The organism is Nakamurella alba, from assembly GCF_009707545.1.
Classification (GTDB): domain Bacteria; phylum Actinomycetota; class Actinomycetes; order Mycobacteriales; family Nakamurellaceae; genus Nakamurella; species Nakamurella alba.
The window spans coordinates 246,186-265,810 of record NZ_WLYK01000003.1; the positions used below are offsets into that span (position 1 = coordinate 246,186).

Genomic DNA, 19,625 nt, shown 5'->3' on the forward strand with positions numbered 1-19,625 from the left:
AGATGTTCGGCCGTGGAACAGAGGCACAGGAACGGCACAGCTCCGGCCCACGGTGCACACGGCCGGCAAGCAGAGGATCCCTGACATGACGATCACGGTGCCCACCGGCCGCACGGCCGCCCTCCTCCGGCAGGGCGTGCGCTTCGCGGCCGTCGGCGGCGCCGGCACCGTCCTGCAACTGCTGCTCTACGTCGCGCTGACCGGACCGCTCGGCACCACCCTGGCCGGCGTCGCCAGCTGGACCGCGGCCACCGTCGCGACGAACCTCGCGCACCGCGCCTTCACCTTCGGCGTGCACCGCAAGGAGAGCGCCGGCGCCGACCAACTGGTGGCTTTCGTGACCTGCCTGCTCGGCCTGGCACTGACCACCGCGGTCACCGCGACGGTCCCGGAGGACGCGACCACCACGGCGCTGATCGCACTGCTGATGGCCAATGCGGTCGCCGGGATCGCACGCTTCGTGATCCTGCGCCGATGGATGACGCGGGGCGCCGAACGGGGGATTACCCGTCGGTATGACGCCGGTGTATCGATTCCGAACTTGCCGTCACGGCCCGCATTCGGTAGGACCTACATCACATCCGATGTGTCGGGATTCACCGACGGCAGCGTCGCACGACGTGCGAACGGCACATCGGATGTGTCGAGGTTCCGGAGCGGGCGGTCCTGCACCGCGCCACCGTCAGTCGCGGTCGGTCAGGTGCACCCCCGGTCGACGCCGGATGCGGGCCCGTCCCGGGATCCTCGACGCGGTACAGCGGTCGCCCGACCGGCCGACCACACCTCGGTGCGGCGCCGGCGGCGGTCCGGGGCGTCCCCCCGGATCTGCGGGCAGGGCATTCGGACGGCTTCCACCGCCGAGCCGACGTCGCCCCCCGGGGACGTTGTCCGCCACGGGCCCCGACGGAACATTCCCGCCGGGGCCCCAGGCTTCTCCCCGATATCCGGCCGCGCCCCGCTGAGCCCGGCCCGTGCCCCGCTGTGCCCGGCCCGTGCCCCGCTGTGCCCGGCCCGTGCCCTGGCGGACCGCGCGCTGCCGGCCGGATCCCGCGGCGCTGAGGGCGAGCGCGGGCCCTTCGCGACCGGCGCGGGTCAGACCGTCGGGACCGGGACGTCCAGCCCGACGCCCTCGGCAGCGGTCGCGATCAGGTAGTCGAACAACCGGTCCCCGTCGTGGGCCATGCCGCGCAGGTGCCCGAACAGGTCGGCGGACACCGAGCCGATCATCGACGTGAACAGCGCCCCCGCGCGCACCACGGCATCGGAGAACGGCGGACCCGGGCGACCGGCCACCACCAGCGTCTCCGGCGTCAGCAGCCCGTCCACCGCGAACTGCCGCCGCGGCGGGCGCAGGGTGCCCGCCGCGATCGCCGCGTCCACGATGCCGATGATCACCCGCCACAGCCGCACGGCCATCGACACCGTCTCCCGGGGTGCCTGGTAGCCGGGGATCGGCGAGCCGTAGATCAGCGCGTACTCGTGCGGCCGCTCGTGCGCCCACCCCCGCACCGCCCGGCACACACCGAGCCAGCGCTCCCCTGCATCCGCGCCGGCGGCGGCGCCGGCCAGGTCCGCCTGCTCGGCCACCGTGGCCACCGACTCGTAGGCGTCGACGATCAGCAGCGTGATCAGTTCGTCCCGGCTCTTCACGTAGCGGTAGACGGCCGACGACGCCAGCCCGAGGTCCCTGGCCACCGCCCGCAGCGAGAGGCCGGGCGCACCGAGTTCCGCCATGTGTCGGCGGGCCGTGTCCAGCAGGTCTGCCGTCAGGCTCGCCCGGGCCCGCTCGCGGGCGGTGCGGGCGGCACTGGGTCGGGGTGCGGTCATCGGTCCATGCCACCAGACGAGAGCACCGCACGCAACAGCGAGCGCTGACCTCGTCGGCGCCGGGTGAGAGGCTGGCGGGGTGCGGCGACTGCTGGTGCTCCTCGGCTGCCTGATCCTGGCCGGCGCGTGCAGCCCGGCCGAGGTGTACGGGCCGGGCCTGTCGGCGTCGCTGCCGGGCCGCGACACCGGAACCGCCGTGTCCGCCGGGCCGACGAGCTCCGCCACTCCGCCGGGCGGCCCGACCGTCCCGACCACCGGAGAATCAGCGACCAGTTCCATCGGCAGCTCCTTGCCCGTGTCCACCCCGTCGGAGAGGACCCTTCCTCCGGCCACCATCAACACCCCGGCGGGCCCGACAGGCTCGACAGCAACCACGACAGCCACGCCCACACGACCGGCGACGACACGGGTATCCACCACAACGCCATCCCCGACGGGACCACCCACCCCAAGTAGGCCCACGACGACCCCGACCGGCGCCTTCACCAGCACCCGGTCCGGGATCGACACCGCTCTGGCCGCACGGATGTCGACCTCGTGGCGCGCGGGTTGCCCGGTCCCGCTGTCCGAGCTGACCTACCTGACGATGACCTACCGCGGGTTCGACGGGGAGGCGCACACCGGAGAGATGGTGGTGGCCACGGCGGTCGCCGATGACGTGGTCGAGGTGTTCCGGCAGCTGTACGCCGCCGGGTTCCCGATCGCCCGGATGCGATTGGTGGACGACTTCGGCGGTGACGACGACGCGTCGATGGCCGCCGACAACACCTCCGCCTTCAACTGCCGCCGGACGACCTCCGGCAGCGGCTGGTCACAGCACTCCTACGGCCGGGCGATCGACATCAATCCGGTCGAGAATCCCTACTTGAGTGATGATCTGGTACTACCGACCGACGAGTTCGTGGACCGACCCGAGGCTCCGGGGGTGATCCGGGACGGCGATGCGTGTGTGCAGGCCTTCGCCTCCGTCGGCTGGTCGTGGGGCGGCGACTGGTCGGATCCGGTGGACTACCAGCACTTCTCGCAGAACGGCCGCTGAACCCGGCCGGTCACCATCCCGCGGGCACCCGTATCGTCGGGCAGATCCGCTACCCGCCAACGACACTCAGACCCCGAGCACGTCGGCGAGGCTGAAGGACACCGGGCGTTCCAGCTGGTCGTAGGTGCAGGACTCCGGGTCCCGGTCGGTGCGCCACCGCACGAACTGGGCGGTGTGCCGGAACCGCACGCCCTCCATGTAGTCGTACCGCACCTCGACGACCTGCTCCGGCCGGAGCGGGACGAAGGACAGGTCCTTGCCGTTGTTCCACCGGCTGTACTCGTTCTTCCGCGGTGTCCGCTTACCGTCCTCCTGCGCCGCCCAGTTCCACGGGTGGTCGTCGAAAGTGGTGACGTACTCCTGCATCTCGGTGAACAACTGCTTCCGCTTCGCCATCGGGAAGGCACCGATGACACCGACCGAGGCGAGCACGCCGCGCTCGTCGTACAGGCCGAGCAGCAGGGACCCGATCGCGTCGTCACCGGACTTGTGCACGCGGTACCCGGCGACCACGCAGTCGGCGGTGCGCTCGTGCTTGATCTTGGTCATCACGCGCTTGTCCGGCTGGTAGGTCAGGTCGAGCTTCTTGGCGATCAGCCCGTCCAGGCCGGCCCCCTCGAACTGCTCGAACCACTGCTGCGCCAGCTCGGCGTCCTGGGTGGCCGGGGTGATGTGGATCGGCGGGCGTGCGTCCGCCAGTGCCTGCTCCAGCATCCGGCGCCGCTCGAGCAGCGGCACGGAGGTCAGGTCGTCGTCGCCGAGCGCGAGCAGGTCGAAGGCCACGAAGGACGCAGGCGTGGTCTCGGACAGCATCTTCACCCGGCTGGCGGCCGGGTGGATCCGCTGCTGGAGAGTTTCGAAATCGAGGGTGTTGCGCTCGGTGTCGGCGATGATGATCTCGCCGTCGATGACCGCCCGCTCCGGGAAGTTCTCCAGCACCGCCTGCACGACCTCGGGGAAGTATCGCGTCATCGGCTTCTCGTTGCGACTGCCGATCTCCACGTCGTCGCCGTCGCGGAAGATGATCGACCGGAACCCGTCCCACTTCGGCTCGTACAGCTGGCCCGCGGGGATCGCCGCGGCCGGCTTGGCCAGCATGGGAGGGACCGGGGGCATCACGGGCAGCTGCACCCGCCCAGTCTGCCGGGTCGGACCGACAGCCGCGCGGCCGGCATGCCCCCTCCCGGCCCCGGCCCATGACCGATTCCGCCCGCCTGACCGATCGGACCGCGGTGGCCGCCGTCCCAGGTCTGATCGGTCCAGCCGGGACGAAGGGACCATCCGCCTTCGGGTGCTGCTCCCGACGACCGGAGCCGGGCTGCAGCGCGGATCGACCACCGAAGGCCCGGGTCCGGGCGATGTCCCGGGCCGGATTCGAGGACCTGTGGAGCGACCGGCAACTCCCCGGTCGGGCTTCGCACCGGCGGTCGACGTCGACCTTGCCCCTACTCGTCCGTCCAGTTCGCCGGGTTCTTCTTGCTCGGCTGCACCCGCGGCGGCTCGCCGGGCATCTTGGGATAGTCCGGCGGGTAGGGCATCTCGCCCAGACCCCGGTCGGCCAGGTCCTTCTCCCAGAGCTCCAGCAGCGGGTCGAGGTCGAAGGCCTGCTGGGCGACCGCGGCGTGCAGATCACCCACCTCGGCGAACCGGGCGGGCATCGTGGTGACGTCGAAGTCCTCCGGCGTGACGTCCGGGATCTCGTCCCAGCGCAGCGGCGCCGACACGGTGGCCCGGGCGTTGGGCCGGATCGAGTAGGCACTGGCGATGGTGCGATCGCGCGCCATCTGGTTGAAATCGATGAAGATCCGCTCCCCGCGCTCCTCCTTCCACCACGCCGTGGTCACCTGGTCCGGCATCCGCCGCTCGAGCGCCCGGCCCAGCGCGATCACCGCGTGCCGGGCATCGACGAAGCTCCACCGCGGGGCGATCGGGATGTAGACGTGCAGGCCGCGGCCGCCGGAGGTCTTCGGGTGACCTTCCAACCCCAACTCCGACAACAGGTTCCGCAGCTCGGCCGCGACCGGGACGGTGTCGCGGAAGTCGGTGCCCGGCTGCGGGTCGAGATCGACACGCAGCTGGTCGGGCTGCTCGGTCTCCGGCCGGCGCACCGGCCACGGATGGAACCGCAGGGTGCCCAGGTTGGACGCCCAGGCCACCACCGCCAGCTCGGTCGGGCAGACCTCTTCGGCGGTCCGGCCGCTGGGAAAGGTGATGGTGACGTTCTCGACCCAGTCCGGCGCCCCCTTCGGCACGCGCTTGGAGTAGAAGGCATCACCCTGATTGTCCATCCGGGTGGACAGGGTCGCCCCCTCGAACCACCCCTTCGGCCACCGCTCCAGCGTGGTCGGCCGGTCCTTGAGGGCCCCGAGGATGCCGTCGCCGACCGAGACGAAGTACTGCACCAGGTCGAGCTTGGTCAGCCCGGGCCCGGCGAACATCACCCGATCCGGGCTGGTGACGCGCACGGGTCGGCCGGCCACGTCGATCTCGACCGCAGGAGTCCTGGACGGAGACATGGCCGCACCCTACCGATCACCGCCGACCGCCACCCGGCCGAGCCGGTGCTGATCGGCGTCCTGCCCGGATCCACGTGGTTCCACCCCGTCCCGATCATCCAGTCGCACTCGACGATCGTCCGAGCTGCTCGACCCGGCGGACCCGTCGTTCCGGTCCACATGGTCCGGATCCATCCGGTCCGGATCCTTGTCGAGCACGTCGCCCTGCTCCGATCAGCGGCGCCGCCGGTACCCCGTGGCGCTGCGCCGCGGCGAGGAACCCAGCGGCGCCTGCGGGCGGCCGTTGTCGGTCGGGGTCGGTCCGGGCTGGCAGGACGGGCACCAGAAGGCGGTGCGTTCCCGGGTCGGGTCGCCGATCGTCGCCACCCGCACGACGGTGCCGCATCGGTGACAGGTTCGGCCGGACCGTGCGTGCACCCAGACCTCGTGCCCGCGCCGCTGGTCGCCGGTGGTGGTCGGGGTGGCGCTGGTGGCACCGTTCAGCAGCAATCGTCGGGCCCGCTCCAGCGCGGCCGCCACACCGTCGGCACCGAGCTCGGCCGTCGGCGTCCACGGCGAGACCTTCTGCAGGAAGAGGGATTCCGCCATGTACATGGTGCCGATCCCGGCGACGTTGGTCTGGTCGAGCAGGGCGGCGCCGATCTCCCGGTCCGGCCGGGCGAGGATCCGGGCGACCGCATCGGCCAGCCCACCGGGCAGGAAGTCGTCGACCATGATGTCCGGCCCGAGATGACCGATCAGCTCGTGCTCCCGCTCGGTCGGCACCAGATCCAGCTGCCCGAGCCAGGTCGCGACGGCGGTCCACTCGGCGGTGGCGATGACCGCGCGCACCCGCACACCGCCGGACGGCACCGACCGGCCCGGCGGCTCGATCGCCCACCGCCCCTCCATCTTCAGGTGGGAGTGCAGCGTCAGCGGACCCGGCGGGGCCGTGGGAATCCGCGATCCGCCGCCGTCCGGCTCCGGACCGAACCGGGTGAGCAGGTGCTTGCCGTACGCGACGGTGCCGAGCACGGTGCGTCCGGCCAGGTCGACCTCGGACAGACCCGGCCACCGCAGATCGGCGTGCAGCACCACCGCCCCGGTCAGCGCCTGGTCCAGGCGCCGGGCGGTGCGCAGCACGGTGTCACCCTCGGGCACTACTCACCACCGTCCTGACCCGTCGCCGGGCACAAACCCACCATCGTGGCGGCCGAGCCCGCCCGACCTCGATTCGGGACCGTTTCCCCCGCCCGCCGATGGATTCGGTCCCCGATCCGCACGAACAGATCTCCTCCGAGTCCCGCTTTCCGATCCTCTGCGAGGACTCACCCAGCTCGGTCTCACCCGGCCCCCCCGGCGAACGGCCGGATCCGCAGGCCCCGCGGGGTCAGCGAGAACCCGGCCGCCAACAGGGCATCGACGGCCGGACCGCCGGCTCCCTGTACCTCCGCACCGTCGATCCTGGTCACCGTCAGGCCGCCGATCGCACCGGAGGTGACCCGCTCGGCCAGCGCCGCGGCCCCCGCACCCAGCACCGCGGGATCGTCGGTGAAGGAGAGCAGGGTGCGGCCGCCGCGCTCGGCGAACAGCACGGCCTCGCCGTCCACCAGCACCACCAGGGCACCGGCCCGCCGGGCCGGGCGGTGCTTGTCCGGCAGCGCGGGATCGCCGGCGGGCCAGGGCAGTGCCGCACCGTAAGGGTTGGCCGGGTCCGCGGCGGCCAGCACGATCGCCGCCAGGTCCGGTGCCGCATCCGGGTCCACACCGTGCCCGCGCAACCGGTCCACCGCACCGGTGGTGGCGAACTGCGCCGCCCCCAACCCCTCGACGAAGTAGCCGCGCCGCACCCGCCCGGTCTCCTCGAAGGCGGACAGCACCCGGTAGACCCCGGCGAAACCACCCGGCGCCTCCTCGGCCACCACCGCCCCGCGGGTGACCACGCCGTGCCGGTCCAGCAGCACCTCGGCCAGCGCGTGCGCGCGCACCGTCGGGTCGGTCTCCGCGGTGGGCAGCAGGGACCACCGGCCGGCGACGTGCGGCGGCCCGGTCCGGCGCACCTGCGGCCCGACCCGGCCGGTCCGCGCGGAGAGCATCGACAGGCCGGACGGTGTCCGCCGCCGCGCGGTCGGTGCCGCCCGCTTCGCCCGGTGGGTGGTGCGGCCACCGGCCAGCCGGGCGCGCAGCGGCGCGAGGGTGTCACCGGTCACCAGACCGGCGAACACCAGGTCCCACAACACCTCTGCCAGCGATGCGTCATCGATCGCGCCGTCCGGACCGCCCTCGTCCGCGGCGGCCCGGGCGACGCCGTCGGCCAGGTCCCGGAAGAAGAAGGCGCCGCCGCGGGACAGCACCTCCAGCAGTCGGCGGTGCCAGACGCCGTGCTGGGTCGCCGGTTCCGCGATCCGTTGTGGCGCCGGATCCGGCCCGCCCGGTACCTCGTCCGTCGCCGCTCCGGCCGCCCTCTCGCCCACCGCGGCCCCGGCCAAGGTGTCGCCCACCGCGGCTCCGCCGCCCGCTGCAGACCCGGAAGCAGCAGCACCGGAAGCAGCAGCACCGGAAGCAGCAGAACTGGAAGCAGCAGTTCCGGGAGCAGCAGAAGCGGAGGCCCGGACCGCGGCCACGGCATCCCGGCGGGGTGGTCGGGCCCTGTCCGGCGGACCACCCAGCGCGGCGTCCTTCTCGGGCAACGGCAGGGTCAGCGGTGCGGTGTCGGCCAGGTGCAGACTGACCCAGCCGTCGTCGCCGGCCAGCGCGCCGTGCCCGGTCCAGATGACCTCGCCGGAGGCGGTCAGCTCGTCCATCAGCGACGGCTGGTACCCGGCGACCCGGGCCGGCAGGATCAGCGACTCCAACGCGGAAGCCGGCAGCACCGCGCCGGCCAGCTGCTCGACCGCCCGCAGCACCCCGTCGACGCCGCGCTGCCGACTGCCCCGGGACCCCTTGGCCACGATGCCGTTCCAGGCCGGCACGAACCGGGCCAGGGTGACCGGGGCGACCGGCTCCACCTCGGCGCGCAAGGCCGCCAGCGAGCGGCGGCGGAGCAGCCGCAGCACCTCGGCGTCGACGAACTCCCGCACCCCGTCCGTGCCGGAGCGACGGGACGGATCCGGGGCGCCCCCGAGCGGCCGGAACTCCCCCTCCACCACGCGTCCGTTGCCCGACAGCCGGCGCAGCCCGTCCAGCACCACCGCCTGACCCAGCCCGAACAACGTCGCCGGTTCGGCGGGCACGAACGGGCCGTGGGTACGGGCGAACCGGGACAGCAGTCGTCCCAACGGGTCCGGCACGGCCTCCAGGAAAGCGCCGGCGATCCCGGGCGGCAGCGCAGTGCCGAGCGCGTCCCGTAGCACGGCCGCATCCGTCGGATCGGCCCAGCGGGCCACCCCGCCGATCCGCACACCGATCGCCCGCCGGGTGCCCACCAGTTCCTCCACCGCGGCGGCGACGTCCACCTCGGGCACGGTCCGGGCGGCGATCTCCTCGTCGGTCAGCGGACCGAGGATCCGCAGCAGATCTGCGATCTCGTCCAGGTTGCGGGCCCGCCGGTTCTCCGAGAGCCGTTGCAGGTCGGACTCGGTGGAGGCAAGTGCGGCCGGGTCCAGCAGGTCCCGCAGCGCGAGACCGTCACCACTGCCCAGCAACTCGGCCAGCAGGGTGGGATCGACCGTCAGCGCGGCCGCCCGGCGCTCGGCCAGCGGCGAATCACCCTCGTACAGGTACTGCGCGACGTAGCCGAACATCAGCGACCGGGCGAACGGCGACGGCTGCTGCGTGGTCACCTCGACCAGCTGCACCGACCGCGCGGCGATCCGGCGCATCAGCGTGCCCAGCGCCGGCACGTCGAACACATCCGACAACACCTCGCGGACCGCCTCGGCGACGATCGGGAAGGACGGGTACTTGGACGCCACCTCCAGCAGCTGGGAGGCCCGTTGCCGCTGCTGCCACAACGGTTGTCGCTTGCCGATCTGCCGCCGGGGCAGCAGCAGCGCGCGGCCGGCGCACTCGCGGAACCGCGATGCGAACACCGCCGATCCACCGATCTCCGCCGTGACCTCGGCCTCGAGCGTCTCCGCGTCCAGCACCAGCGCCTCGGTCACCTGCGGCCCGTCGCCCTCGTACTCGACATCGGGCAGCCGCAGCACGATCCCGTCGTCGGCGTGCATCGCCTGCACGTCGACGCCGTAGTGCTCCCGCATCCGGGCCGCCGCCACCAGCGCCCACGGCGCGTGCACCGCGGCGCCGTACGGCGAGTGCACGACCAGCCGCCAGTCACCCAGCTCGTCCCGGAAACGCTCGACCAGCACGGTGTTCTCGTCCGGCAGCAGACCGGTCGCCTCGCGTTGCTCGCGCAGGTACGCCAGCAGGTTCTCGGTGGCGAAGGCGTCCAGACCTCCGGCACCGAGCCGCTCGCGCACCTCCGCATCAGCCCCGGTACCGATCTCCCGGACGAACTCTCCGTGCGCGATCCCCAGCTCGGCGGGCCGCCCCAGGGTGTCGCCCTTCCAGAACGGCAGCCGGCCGGGAAGGCCGGGGGCCGGCAGCACCAGTACCCGGTCGTGGGTGATCTCCACGATCTGCCAGGACGAGGACCCCAGCGCGAACACGTCGCCGACCCGGGACTCGTAGACCATCTCCTCGTCGAGCTCGCCGACCCGACGGCCGGCGCCCTCCTGGCCGGCGAGGAACACCCCGAACAGCCCGCGGTCCGGGATCGTGCCGCCGGAGGTCACCGCGAGGCGCTGCGCCCCGGGCCGACCGGTCAGCTCGCCGGTCACCCGGTCCCAGGTGAGCCGCGGGCGCAGCTCGGCGAACTCCTCGCTCGGGTAGCGACCGGACAGCATGTCCAGCACCGATTCCAGCGCGACCCGGCCGAGCTGGGCGAACGGCGCCGACCGGCGGATCAGCTCGTGCAGCTCGTCGACGGTGATCGGGTCCATCGCGGTGATCGCCACGATCTGCTGGGCCAGTACGTCCAGCGGGTTGGACAGCACCGCGAGCGCCTCGATCCGGCCGGTCCGCATCCGATCGGCGACCACCGCGGCCGACACCAGATCACCCCGGTACTTCGGGAACATCACGCCGTGACTCGGCGCGCCGACCTGGTGCCCGGCCCGGCCGATCCGCTGCAGCCCGCTGGACACCGACGGCGGTGCCTCGACCTGGACGACCAGGTCGACGGCGCCCATGTCGACGCCGAGCTCCAGCGACGACGTCGCCACCACGGCCGGCAGCCGGCCGGTCTTGAGTTCGTCCTCGATCAGCGCCCGCTGCTCCCGGGACACCGACCCGTGGTGCGCCCTCGCCAGCACCGCAGGGGCGCCACTGCTGGCACCGGACTGGGCCATGATCTGCGCCGGCGATCCCAGCCCGGGCTCGTGCCAGGTCTCGTCCGGCAGCGCGGCCGCCGCCTGGGCCCGTTCGGCATGGATCTCGTTGAGCCGGGCGGTGAGTCGCTCGGCCAGCCTTCGCGAGTTGGCGAAGACGATGGTGGACCGGTGTGCCTCGATGAGGTCGACGACCTTCTCCTCGACATGCGGCCAGATGCTGGTCCGCTCCGGTTCCCCGGCGGCCGGGCCGGTCAGCTCACCGGTCGGTGCGCCCATCGCGCTCATGTCGGGGACCGGCACCACCACGTCGACGTCGATCTGCTTCGTGGACGGCGGCCGGACCAGGGTCACCGGGCGACCGCCGGTGAGGAACCGCCCGACCTCCTCCAGCGGCCGCACGGTGGCCGACAGGCCGATCCGCTGCGCCGGCCGCTCCAGCAGCTGGTCCAACCTGTCCAACGAGACCGCCAGATGGGCACCACGTTTCGTGCCGGCGACGGCGTGCACCTCGTCGACGATGACCGTGTGCACCCCGGTCAACATCTCCCGCGCTCGCGAGGTGAGGAGCAGGAAGAGCGACTCCGGCGTGGTGATCAGGATGTCGGCACCGTCCCGGGCGAACGACCGCCGGTCGCCGGCCGGGGTGTCCCCGGACCGCACGGCGACGCTGATCTCGCGGGTGCTCGTCCCGGAGCGGGCGCCGAGCTGCGCGATGCCCGTCAGCGGGGACCGCAGGTTCCGCTCGACGTCCACGGCCAGCGCCTTGATCGGCGACAGGTAGAGCACCGAGCACCGCTGCTGCGCGGTCTCCGGCACCGGCCGGGCGACCAGCCCGTCGATGGCCGAGAGGAACGCCGACAGCGTCTTCCCGGAACCGGTCGGGGCCACCACCAGGGTGTGCTCGCCCTTGCCGATGGCGTCCCAGGCGCCGGCCTGCGCCGGTGTCGGCGCGGCGAACGTGCTGGTGAACCAGTCGCGCACCAGCGGAGTGAACCGGTCGAGCGCGCCCAGGGTGCTGTCGCCGCTCCCCGCGGCGGTCCCCGGATCCTGCTCGTCGTCGATCACCCGGCCATTGTCCGCGAGACCACCGACAGTGGCCGATCGGGCGGTGTGACACATCCGACTGAACATGCAGTTGCTGCAACTTTGCAGTGAGTGCACCATTGATCCGTGAGCATTTCCACCAGCAGCACACCGGGCCTGCGCGAGGCCAAGAAGAAGGCGACCCGCAAGGCCCTCGGCGCGGCCGCCCGGCGCCTGGTGGCCGCCGACGGCTTCGACGCGGTGACCGCCGAACAGATCGCCGCCGAGGCAGGGGTGAGCGCCCGCACCTTTTTCAACTACTTCGAGACCAAGGAGCAGGCCGTCCTCAGCGGCGAGACCGACCTCGGGACGCCGGAGAGCCGCAACCTGTTCGTCGCCGGCGGCCCGACCGGCGACCTGCTGATCGACACCTTCGTGCTCGCCGACCTGGAAGGCTCGCTCGGCGAGGACGATCGGGACGACCTCCGGCAGATCATGGAGATCGGTCGCAAGGAACCCCGGGTGCTGGCAGCGATCCTCACCCGCGCGGTCGCCCAGGAGGAGCAGCTGGCCGCACTGCTGGTCCGGCGCCGGCACGGAGATGCACCGGCCGCCGCCGACCGCACCCGGGCCGCCCTGCTCATGGGCCTGATGTCGCGGGTGGTCTTCGCCTGGTTCGAGGACGAGAGCCTCTCCCTCGCACAGCATCTCGTGGCGATCCGACAGGAGACCGCAGCCCTGGTCGCCGAGCCCACAGTGCCCATGGTGCCCGCAGACCCCACAGCCGCCACCACCCCCACTCCCGTTGCAGCAGAAGGAATCCGATGACCACCACCGCACCGGCACCGCTGGTCCTGACCCAGAAGCGGATCTGGCTGATCTTCTCCGCACTTGTCGCGGGCATGTTCCTGGCCAGCCTGGACCAGACCATCGTCTCCACCGCGATGCCGACCATCGTCGGCGATCTCGGCGGCGTCGCGCACATGGCCTGGGTGACCACCGCCTACCTGCTGGCCACCACCATCGCCATGCCGATCTACGGCAAGTTCGGCGACATCTTCGGCCGCCGCGGGCTTTTCCTGTTCGCGATCGCGATCTTCACCCTGGGCTCGCTGGGTGCGGCGATCTCCACGTCGTTCTGGGAGTTCGTCACCTTCCGCGGCATCCAGGGCCTGGGCGGCGGCGGTCTGATGATCCTGTCGCAGGCGATCATCGCCGACATCGTCCCGGCCAAGGACCGCGGCAAGTACCTCGGCCCGCTGGGCGCGATCTTCGGTGTCACCGCGGTCGCCGGCCCGCTGCTCGGCGGCCTGTTCACCGACCACCTCGGGTGGGAGTGGTGCTTCTGGATCAACGTCCCGATCGGTGTCGCCGCCTTCGTGATCGCCTGGCGCACCCTGTCCCTGCCCAGCCGGAAGAACACGGCCAAGGTCGACTGGCTCGGTGTCGTCCTGCTCAGCGCGGCCACCACGACGCTGATCCTGTTCACCGACTGGGGCGGCAAGGAGTACGCCTGGAGCTCGCCGGCCATCCTCGGCCTGATCGCGGCCTTCCTGCTCGCCGTGGTGCTGTTCGTGGTCGTCGAGCTGCGCGCCGAGCAGCCGATCATCCCGATGTACCTGTTCCGCAACAGCGTGTTCGTGATCGCCACCGCCATCGGCCTGGTGCTCGGCGTCGGCATGTTCTCCGCGATCGCCTTCCTGCCGACCTTCCTGCAGATGGCCTCCGGCACCTCCGCATCGACCTCCGGCCTGCTGATGATCCCGATGATGGTCGGCCTGATGATCACCGTCATCGCGTCCTCGACCATGATCACCAGGACTGGCCGCTACCGGATCTACCCGATCGTCGGCACCCTGGTGACCGGCGCCGGCATGCTCTGGCTGACGACATTGACCGGCAGCACACCGATCTGGCTGATCTGCTGCATGATCTTCGTGATGGGCGCCGGTCTCGGCCTGATCATGCAGGTGATCGTGCTGGCCGTGCAGAACGCCGTCTCCCCCGCCGACATCGGCACCGCGACGAGCTCCAACAACTACTTCCGCGAGGTGGGTGCCTCGCTCGGCGTGGCGATCTTCGGCTCGATCTTCACCTCGCGGCTGGTCGACAACCTGACCGGTGCGTTCACCGCGAACGCCGGGCAGGCAGCGGCCTCCGGCATCGACCCGGCCAACCTGATCCCCGAGCAGGTGCGGGCCGTCGGCGATCCGCTGCACACCGCGATCGTCGACTCCTACGCCGACGCCCTGGCCCCGGTGTTCTGGTACCTGCTGCCGGCCATCGCCCTCGCCTTCGTGCTGTCCCTGTTCCTCAAGGAGGTTCCGCTCTCCGACGTCGCCGGCATGGTGGCGCGGGGCGAGGCCGTCGCCGATGGCGGCCCGGAGCGGCTCCCGGTGGCATCGGAGGACGACAGCACATCGCGCTCCGATGACGAGAACATCGACACTGCCGCCACTGTCGGCGCCGGATCCGGGTCCGGCGCGGCATCCGACGACGGTCGGCAGCCCGACGCCGACCGCCGCTGATCCGAAGGATCTCCGGACCTGATCACCTCGGCCCCGCGACCTCGGTCGCGGGGCCGAGTGCTGTCAGCGATCCTCGACGGGCCTGCCGGAGAGAGGACCACCCAGCCGGCACATCCGGGACCATTTCCCTCGGCCACCGACGGATTCGGTCCCGAAGTCCACATGCCGCCCGGCCCATCCCAGATCCGTTGCCGTCAGCCTCGTTGCACGTGGCCCACCGCAACGGATCTGCTGATCGGCGCCGACCCGACCCACCCGCAGAGGTTGCTCCACCCGCCGACCGCGACCCGACGCCCGGCGGCGACCAACCGCCCCGCCCTACCGCCACACCCCCGGAACCGGACACTCAGCCGGCGGCGAAAAAGTGTTGTGAGTGAGTACTCACTCAGCTACTCTCCCTGGCATGCAGGAATCCACCGTCGCCGCGCCGAAGGGCACCGCCCGTCCGGGCGGGCGTGCGGCACCCCTACCGGTGGAGCAGCGGCGGGCGGCGATCATCGCCGCGGCGATCCCGCTGATCACCAGGGACGGCGCCGCGGTCAGCACGAAGTCGATCGCGGAGGCGGCGGGCATCGCCGAGGGCACGCTGTTCCGCGCCTTCCAGGACAAGGACACGCTGATCCGCGCGGTCGTCGAGTCCGTGTTCGACCCCGCCCCCACCTTCGCCGCCCTCTCCGGGATCGACCGTGATGCGCCCTACCCGGACCGGATGACGGCCGTGGTGGACATCCTGCGCGAGCGGCTGGCGCAGGTCTGGACCTTGCTCGGCGCGCTGCGCATGCTCGGCCCGCCGGAGCCGCAGTCCGGCCGCCGCTGGACCCAGCCGAAGTTGTCCGACGAGTCGATGAACGCGGTGATCCGCGAGATCCTCGAGCCGCCCAGCGGTTTCCTGCGGTTCGACGCGGAGTACGTGACCCGGGTGCTGCAGATGTTCGTCTTCGCCGGCACCAACCAGCGGATCACCAACGGCCACCCGATGGAGACCGCCGACATCGTCTCGATCCTGCTCGACGGGGTCCGCGCGCACTCCCCCTGATCCGGTCCCGCCGGCCCCGCGGGCCGGGCACAACTCCACATACGCTGCCGCCGGCAGGATTCCGACTGAGCCGCCCGGCCGATCCGGATCGCCGCTGATCGACTCTGCTGCGACAACCCGTCAACAGCCGATCCGCCGGCACCCGCCCACCGCCGATCCGGTCGGCACGCACCGCCGACGACGACGCGGCCACCCGCCACCACCGCCGCTACAACGCCGGACAGTCACCGGCTCCACCCACCGGCCCATCACCGCCGCCCACAGGCCACCACCGTCGCCGCTCCACCACCGCCCGACAGCGTCGAGGCACCGGCCGGACCACCGCAGAGCACCACCCTTCCGCCGCCCGCAGCACAACGACCACGACCCGCCGCATTCCGCAGCAACCCCGGGGAGAACCATGCTCGTCCGCCTGCTCCGCACCTACCTGCGCCCCTACGCCGGCGCCCTGACCGTGGTGATCGTGCTCCAGCTGATCGGCACGATCGCCTCGCTGTACCTGCCCAGCCTCAACGCCGACATCATCGACAAGGGCGTCGCCCTCGGCGATTCCGGCTACATCGTGTCCCGCGGCGGGCTGATGCTCGCCGTCAGCCTGGTGCAGATCGTCTGCTCGATCGCCGCGGTCTGGTTCGGCGCGCGCACCGCCATGGGTTTCGGCCGCGACGTCCGGGCGGCGATCTTCCACCGCGTCGGCCGGTTCTCCGAGCGCGAGCTGAACCAGTTCGGCGCCCCGTCGCTGATCACCCGCAACACCAACGACGTGCAGCAGGTGCAGATGCTGGTGCTGATGACCTGCACCCTGCTGGTCGCGGCGCCGATCATGTGCATCGGCGGCGTCTTCATGGCGCTGAACGAGGATGCCGGTCTGTCCTGGCTGCTGCTGGTCAGCGTGCCGGTGCTGGTGATCGCGATCGGCTCCATCGTGATCCGGATGGTGCCGCAGTTCCGGCTCATGCAGACCCGGATCGACGCGATCAACCGGGTGCTGCGGGAGCAGATCACCGGCATCCGGGTGGTCCGCGCGTTCGTCCGAGAGCCCTGGGAGACAGAGCGTTTCGCGAAGGCGAACCAGGACGTCACGCAGACCGCGCTGCGTGCCGGACGGCTGCAGGCGCTCATGTTCCCGACCGTGATGCTGGTGCTCAACGTGTCGTCGGTGGCCATCCTCTGGTTCGGCGGGCACCGGGTGGACGACGCGCAGATCGAGGTCGGATCGCTGATGGCGTTCCTGTCCTACATGATGCAGATCCTCATGTCGGTCATGATGGCGACCTTCATGGCGGTGATGGTCCCGCGCGCCGCGGTGTGCGCCGAGCGCATCGAGGAGGTGCTCGGCACCGAGAGCTCCGTCGCCCCGCCGGAGCACCCGCAGCGCCGCGCCACCACCGCGGGGGAGGTCACCTTCGACCACGTCAGCTTCGGCTACCCCGGGGCGAGCACACCGGTGCTGCAGGACATCTCGTTCACCGCCACGCCCGGCACCACCACCGCGGTGATCGGCTCCACCGGTGCCGGCAAGACCACGCTGATCTCGCTGATCCCCAGACTCTTCGACGTCACCGGCGGCGCCGTCCGGCTCGACGGGGTGGACGTCAAGGACCTGGCCCCGGACGACCTCTGGTCCTCCATCGGCCTCGTCCCGCAGCGCCCGTACCTGTTCTCCGGCACCGTCGCGAGCAACCTGCGGCACGGGAACCCGGACGCCACCGACGACGAGCTGTGGGCCGCGCTGCGCATCGCCCAGGCCGAGGATTTCATCCGCGAGATGCCCGAACAGCTCGAGACCCCGGTCGCCCAGGGCGGCACCAGCGTGTCCGGCGGGCAGCGGCAGCGGCTGGCCATCGCCCGCGCCCTGGTCCGGACGCCGTCGGTCTATCTGTTCGACGACTCCTTCTCCGCACTGGATCTCACCACCGACGCCCGACTACGGGCCGCGCTGAAACCGGTCACCCGGACCGCGACGGTGATCATCGTGGCGCAGCGGGTGTCCACCGTGCTGGACGCCGACCGGATCGTGGTGCTGGAGGACGGGATCGTCGTCGGCACCGGCACCCATGCCGAGTTGCTGGAGCACTGCCCGACCTACGTCGAGATCGTGGAATCCCAGCTGGCGGCGGAGGTGTCGGCATGACCCGCCCCGGAGCAGGAACAGGAACAGGAACAGCAGCAGGTCGCTCCGAGGAGGACCGGAAGACGATCCGGTCCAACTCCGGCGGCCCGCGGGGCGGTGGCCCGTTCGCGAACGCCGGCATGCCGACCGAGGAGTCCTTGAACTTCGGCCCTTCCGCCCGCCGGCTGCTCGGCCGGCTGGCCCCGGAACGGGTCGGGTTGGTGGTGGTGACGCTGCTCGCGATCGCCGGGGTGGCCTTCTCGGTGATCGGCCCGAAGATCCTCGGCAACGCCACCGACACCATCTTCGAAGGGGTGATCGGGTCCCGGTTCCCGGCCGGGCTCACCCAGCAGCAGGCGATCGACGAGGCCCGCGCCGCCGGGAACGACACCTACGCCGACCTGCTGTCCGGGATGACGCTGATCCCCGGCCAGGGCGTCGATTTCGGCGAACTGGGCCGCATCCTGCTGCTCGCCCTCGGGCTCTACCTGGCCTCCTCGCTGTTCACCTGGATCCAGGCCTACGTGCTCAACGGGATCGTGCAGCGGGTGATCTACCGGCTGCGCGCCGACGTCGAGTCCAAGCTGCACCGGATGCCGCTGGCCTACTTCGACCGGCAGCAGCGCGGCGAGGTGCTCAGCCGGGTCACCAACGACATCGACAACATCTCGCAGTCGTTGCAGCAGACGCTGTCCCAGCTGCTGATCTCGCTGCTGACGGTGGTCGGGGTGGTGGTGATGATGTTCGTCATCTCGCCGCTGCTGGCCCTGATCGCGCTGATCGCCGTGCCGCTGTCCTTCGTCGTCACGGCGCAGGTCGCGAAGCGGTCGCAGAAGATGTTCGTCGCGCAGTGGCGGCACACCGGCGCGCTCAACGGCCAGATCGAGGAGGCCTTCACCGGGCACAGCCTGGTCAAGGTGTTCGGCCGGCAGCCGGAGGTGGAGGCGGCGTTCGGCGCGAAGAACGAGGAGCTGTACAAGGCCTCGTTCGGCGCCCAGTTCGTCTCCGGGATCATCACGCCGTCGATGATGTTCATCGGGAACCTCACCTACGTCTTCATCGCCGTGGTCGGCGGCCTGCGGGTGGCCACCGGCGCGATCACCATCGGCGACGTACAGGCCTTCATCCAGTACTCGCGGCAGTTCACCCAGCCGCTCACCCAGGTCGCGTCGATGGCCAACGTGCTGCAGTCCGGGGTCGCCTCCGCGGAGCGGGTGTTCGAGCTGCTGGACGAGCCCGAGCAGACCCCGGACCCGGAGCACCCGGCCGCCGTCACCGGTACCGAGGGCCGGGTCGCCTTCGAGGACGTCTCGTTCCGCTACCGCCCGGACCAGCCGCTGATCGAGGACCTGTCGCTGGTCGCCGAACCCGGCCAGACCGTGGCCATCGTCGGGCCCACCGGGGCCGGCAAGACCACCCTGGTCAACCTGATCATGCGGTTCTACGAGATCGACGGCGGCCGCATCACCCTGGACGGCGTCGACACCCGCGACCTCACCCGCGACGCGCTGCGGTCCCGGATCGGCATGGTGCTGCAGGACACCTGGCTGTTCGGCGGCACCATCCGCGACAACATCGGCTACGGCAACCCGGACGCCACCGAGGAGCAGATCCTGGATGCCGCCCGGGCCACCTACGTCGACCGGTTCGTCCACTCGCTGCCGGACGGCTACGACACGGTGATCGACGAGGAGGGCAGCAACGTCTCGGCCGGCGAGAAGCAGCTGATCACCATCGCCCGGGCGTTCCTGGCCGACCCGGCGCTGCTGATCCTCGACGAGGCGACCAGCTCGGTGGACACCCGGACCGAGCTGCTGGTGCAGCACGCGATGGCGGCGCTGCGCAGCGACCGGACCAGCTTCGTGATCGCGCACCGGCTCTCCACCATCCGGGACGCCGACCTGATCCTGGTGATGGAGGACGGTCACATCGTCGAGCAGGGCGACCACGAGCACCTGCTGGCCGCCGACGGCGCCTATGCCCGGCTCTACCGTTCGCAGTTCGCCGCCGGTTCCGCGGCCACCACCGGCTGACCCGGCCCGGCACGGGCCCGACCCCCGACGACCAACCCGCAAAAGACCTTCCCGTGATGCACGGCACACCGCATCGCGGGAAGGTCGGCGCTGGTCAGCAGGGGTACGAGGGTGACGTGGCGGAACCCACACCGGGTCCGGGGTTGATCATCGACCGGGCACCGGGCAGTGGTCCTACCGTGGTCGGATCGGTCGTCC

The 19,625-nt window shown here is 71.5% G+C and carries 12 protein-coding genes; 7 read left to right on the forward strand and 5 right to left on the reverse strand.

Annotation, left to right across the window (positions count from 1 at the left end; genetic code table 11):
- Nucleotides 1–85: 85 nt before the first annotated feature.
- Nucleotides 86–1,153, forward strand: coding sequence for a GtrA family protein (locus GIS00_RS11410; protein WP_154768551.1), 1,068 nt, complete (start codon nt 86–88; stop codon nt 1,151–1,153).
- On the opposite strand, the gene GIS00_RS11415 is transcribed toward GIS00_RS11410, so the two are convergent.
- Nucleotides 1,093–1,827 (reverse strand): TetR/AcrR family transcriptional regulator, encoded by a 735-nt coding sequence (locus GIS00_RS11415; RefSeq protein ID WP_154768552.1) that lies wholly within the window; start codon nt 1,825–1,827, stop codon nt 1,093–1,095. The genes GIS00_RS11410 and GIS00_RS11415 overlap by 61 nt on opposite strands.
- A gap of 526 nt (nt 1,828–2,353) precedes the next feature.
- On the opposite strand from GIS00_RS11415, the gene GIS00_RS11420 reads away from it, so the two are divergent.
- The gene (locus tag GIS00_RS11420) at nt 2,354–2,866 is read left to right on the forward strand and encodes a M15 family metallopeptidase (RefSeq protein WP_230313452.1); all 513 of its coding nucleotides are present in this window, start codon (nt 2,354–2,356) and stop codon (nt 2,864–2,866) included.
- Nucleotides 2,867–2,932: 66 nt separating this feature from the next.
- Here GIS00_RS11420 and GIS00_RS11425 read toward each other — a convergent pair whose 3' ends face one another.
- The 4 genes from GIS00_RS11425 to GIS00_RS11440 all read right to left on the reverse strand — a co-directional run bounded on the left by GIS00_RS11425 (nt 2,933) and on the right by GIS00_RS11440 (nt 11,756).
- Nucleotides 2,933–3,997, reverse strand: coding sequence for an ATP-dependent DNA ligase (locus GIS00_RS11425; RefSeq protein WP_322097866.1), 1,065 nt, complete (start codon nt 3,995–3,997; stop codon nt 2,933–2,935).
- A gap of 314 nt (nt 3,998–4,311) precedes the next feature.
- On the reverse strand, nt 4,312–5,382 hold the full coding sequence (locus GIS00_RS11430) for a DNA polymerase domain-containing protein (protein ID WP_154768553.1): 1,071 nt from the start codon (nt 5,380–5,382) through the stop codon (nt 4,312–4,314).
- 213 nt (nt 5,383–5,595) lie between these two features.
- Nucleotides 5,596–6,522, reverse strand: coding sequence for a DNA-formamidopyrimidine glycosylase family protein (locus GIS00_RS11435; protein ID WP_322097867.1), 927 nt, complete (start codon nt 6,520–6,522; stop codon nt 5,596–5,598).
- A gap of 182 nt (nt 6,523–6,704) precedes the next feature.
- Nucleotides 6,705–11,756, reverse strand: coding sequence for an Lhr family helicase (locus GIS00_RS11440; RefSeq protein WP_407666852.1), 5,052 nt, complete (start codon nt 11,754–11,756; stop codon nt 6,705–6,707).
- A gap of 108 nt (nt 11,757–11,864) precedes the next feature.
- On the opposite strand from GIS00_RS11440, the gene GIS00_RS11445 reads away from it, so the two are divergent.
- The 5 genes from GIS00_RS11445 to GIS00_RS11465 all read left to right on the forward strand — a co-directional run bounded on the left by GIS00_RS11445 (nt 11,865) and on the right by GIS00_RS11465 (nt 19,427).
- Nucleotides 11,865–12,545 (forward strand): TetR family transcriptional regulator, encoded by a 681-nt coding sequence (locus tag GIS00_RS11445; RefSeq protein ID WP_154768555.1) that lies wholly within the window; start codon nt 11,865–11,867, stop codon nt 12,543–12,545.
- A complete protein-coding gene (locus GIS00_RS11450; RefSeq protein WP_154768556.1) occupies nt 12,542–14,245 on the forward strand; it encodes an MDR family MFS transporter in 1,704 nt (567 codons plus the stop codon). Before GIS00_RS11445 ends, GIS00_RS11450 begins: the two co-directional genes overlap by 4 nt.
- A gap of 403 nt (nt 14,246–14,648) precedes the next feature.
- Nucleotides 14,649–15,281, forward strand: a complete 633-nt coding sequence (locus GIS00_RS27525; protein WP_230313453.1) for a TetR/AcrR family transcriptional regulator — start codon at nt 14,649–14,651, stop codon at nt 15,279–15,281.
- Nucleotides 15,282–15,681: 400 nt separating this feature from the next.
- Complete coding sequence (locus GIS00_RS11460) at nt 15,682–17,415, forward strand: ABC transporter ATP-binding protein (RefSeq protein WP_154768557.1); 1,734 nt, start codon at nt 15,682–15,684, stop codon at nt 17,413–17,415.
- Complete coding sequence (locus GIS00_RS11465; protein ID WP_154768558.1) at nt 17,412–19,427, forward strand: ABC transporter ATP-binding protein; 2,016 nt, start codon at nt 17,412–17,414, stop codon at nt 19,425–19,427. The genes GIS00_RS11460 and GIS00_RS11465 overlap by 4 nt, the downstream gene beginning before the upstream one ends.
- Nucleotides 19,428–19,625 lie beyond the last annotated feature (198 nt).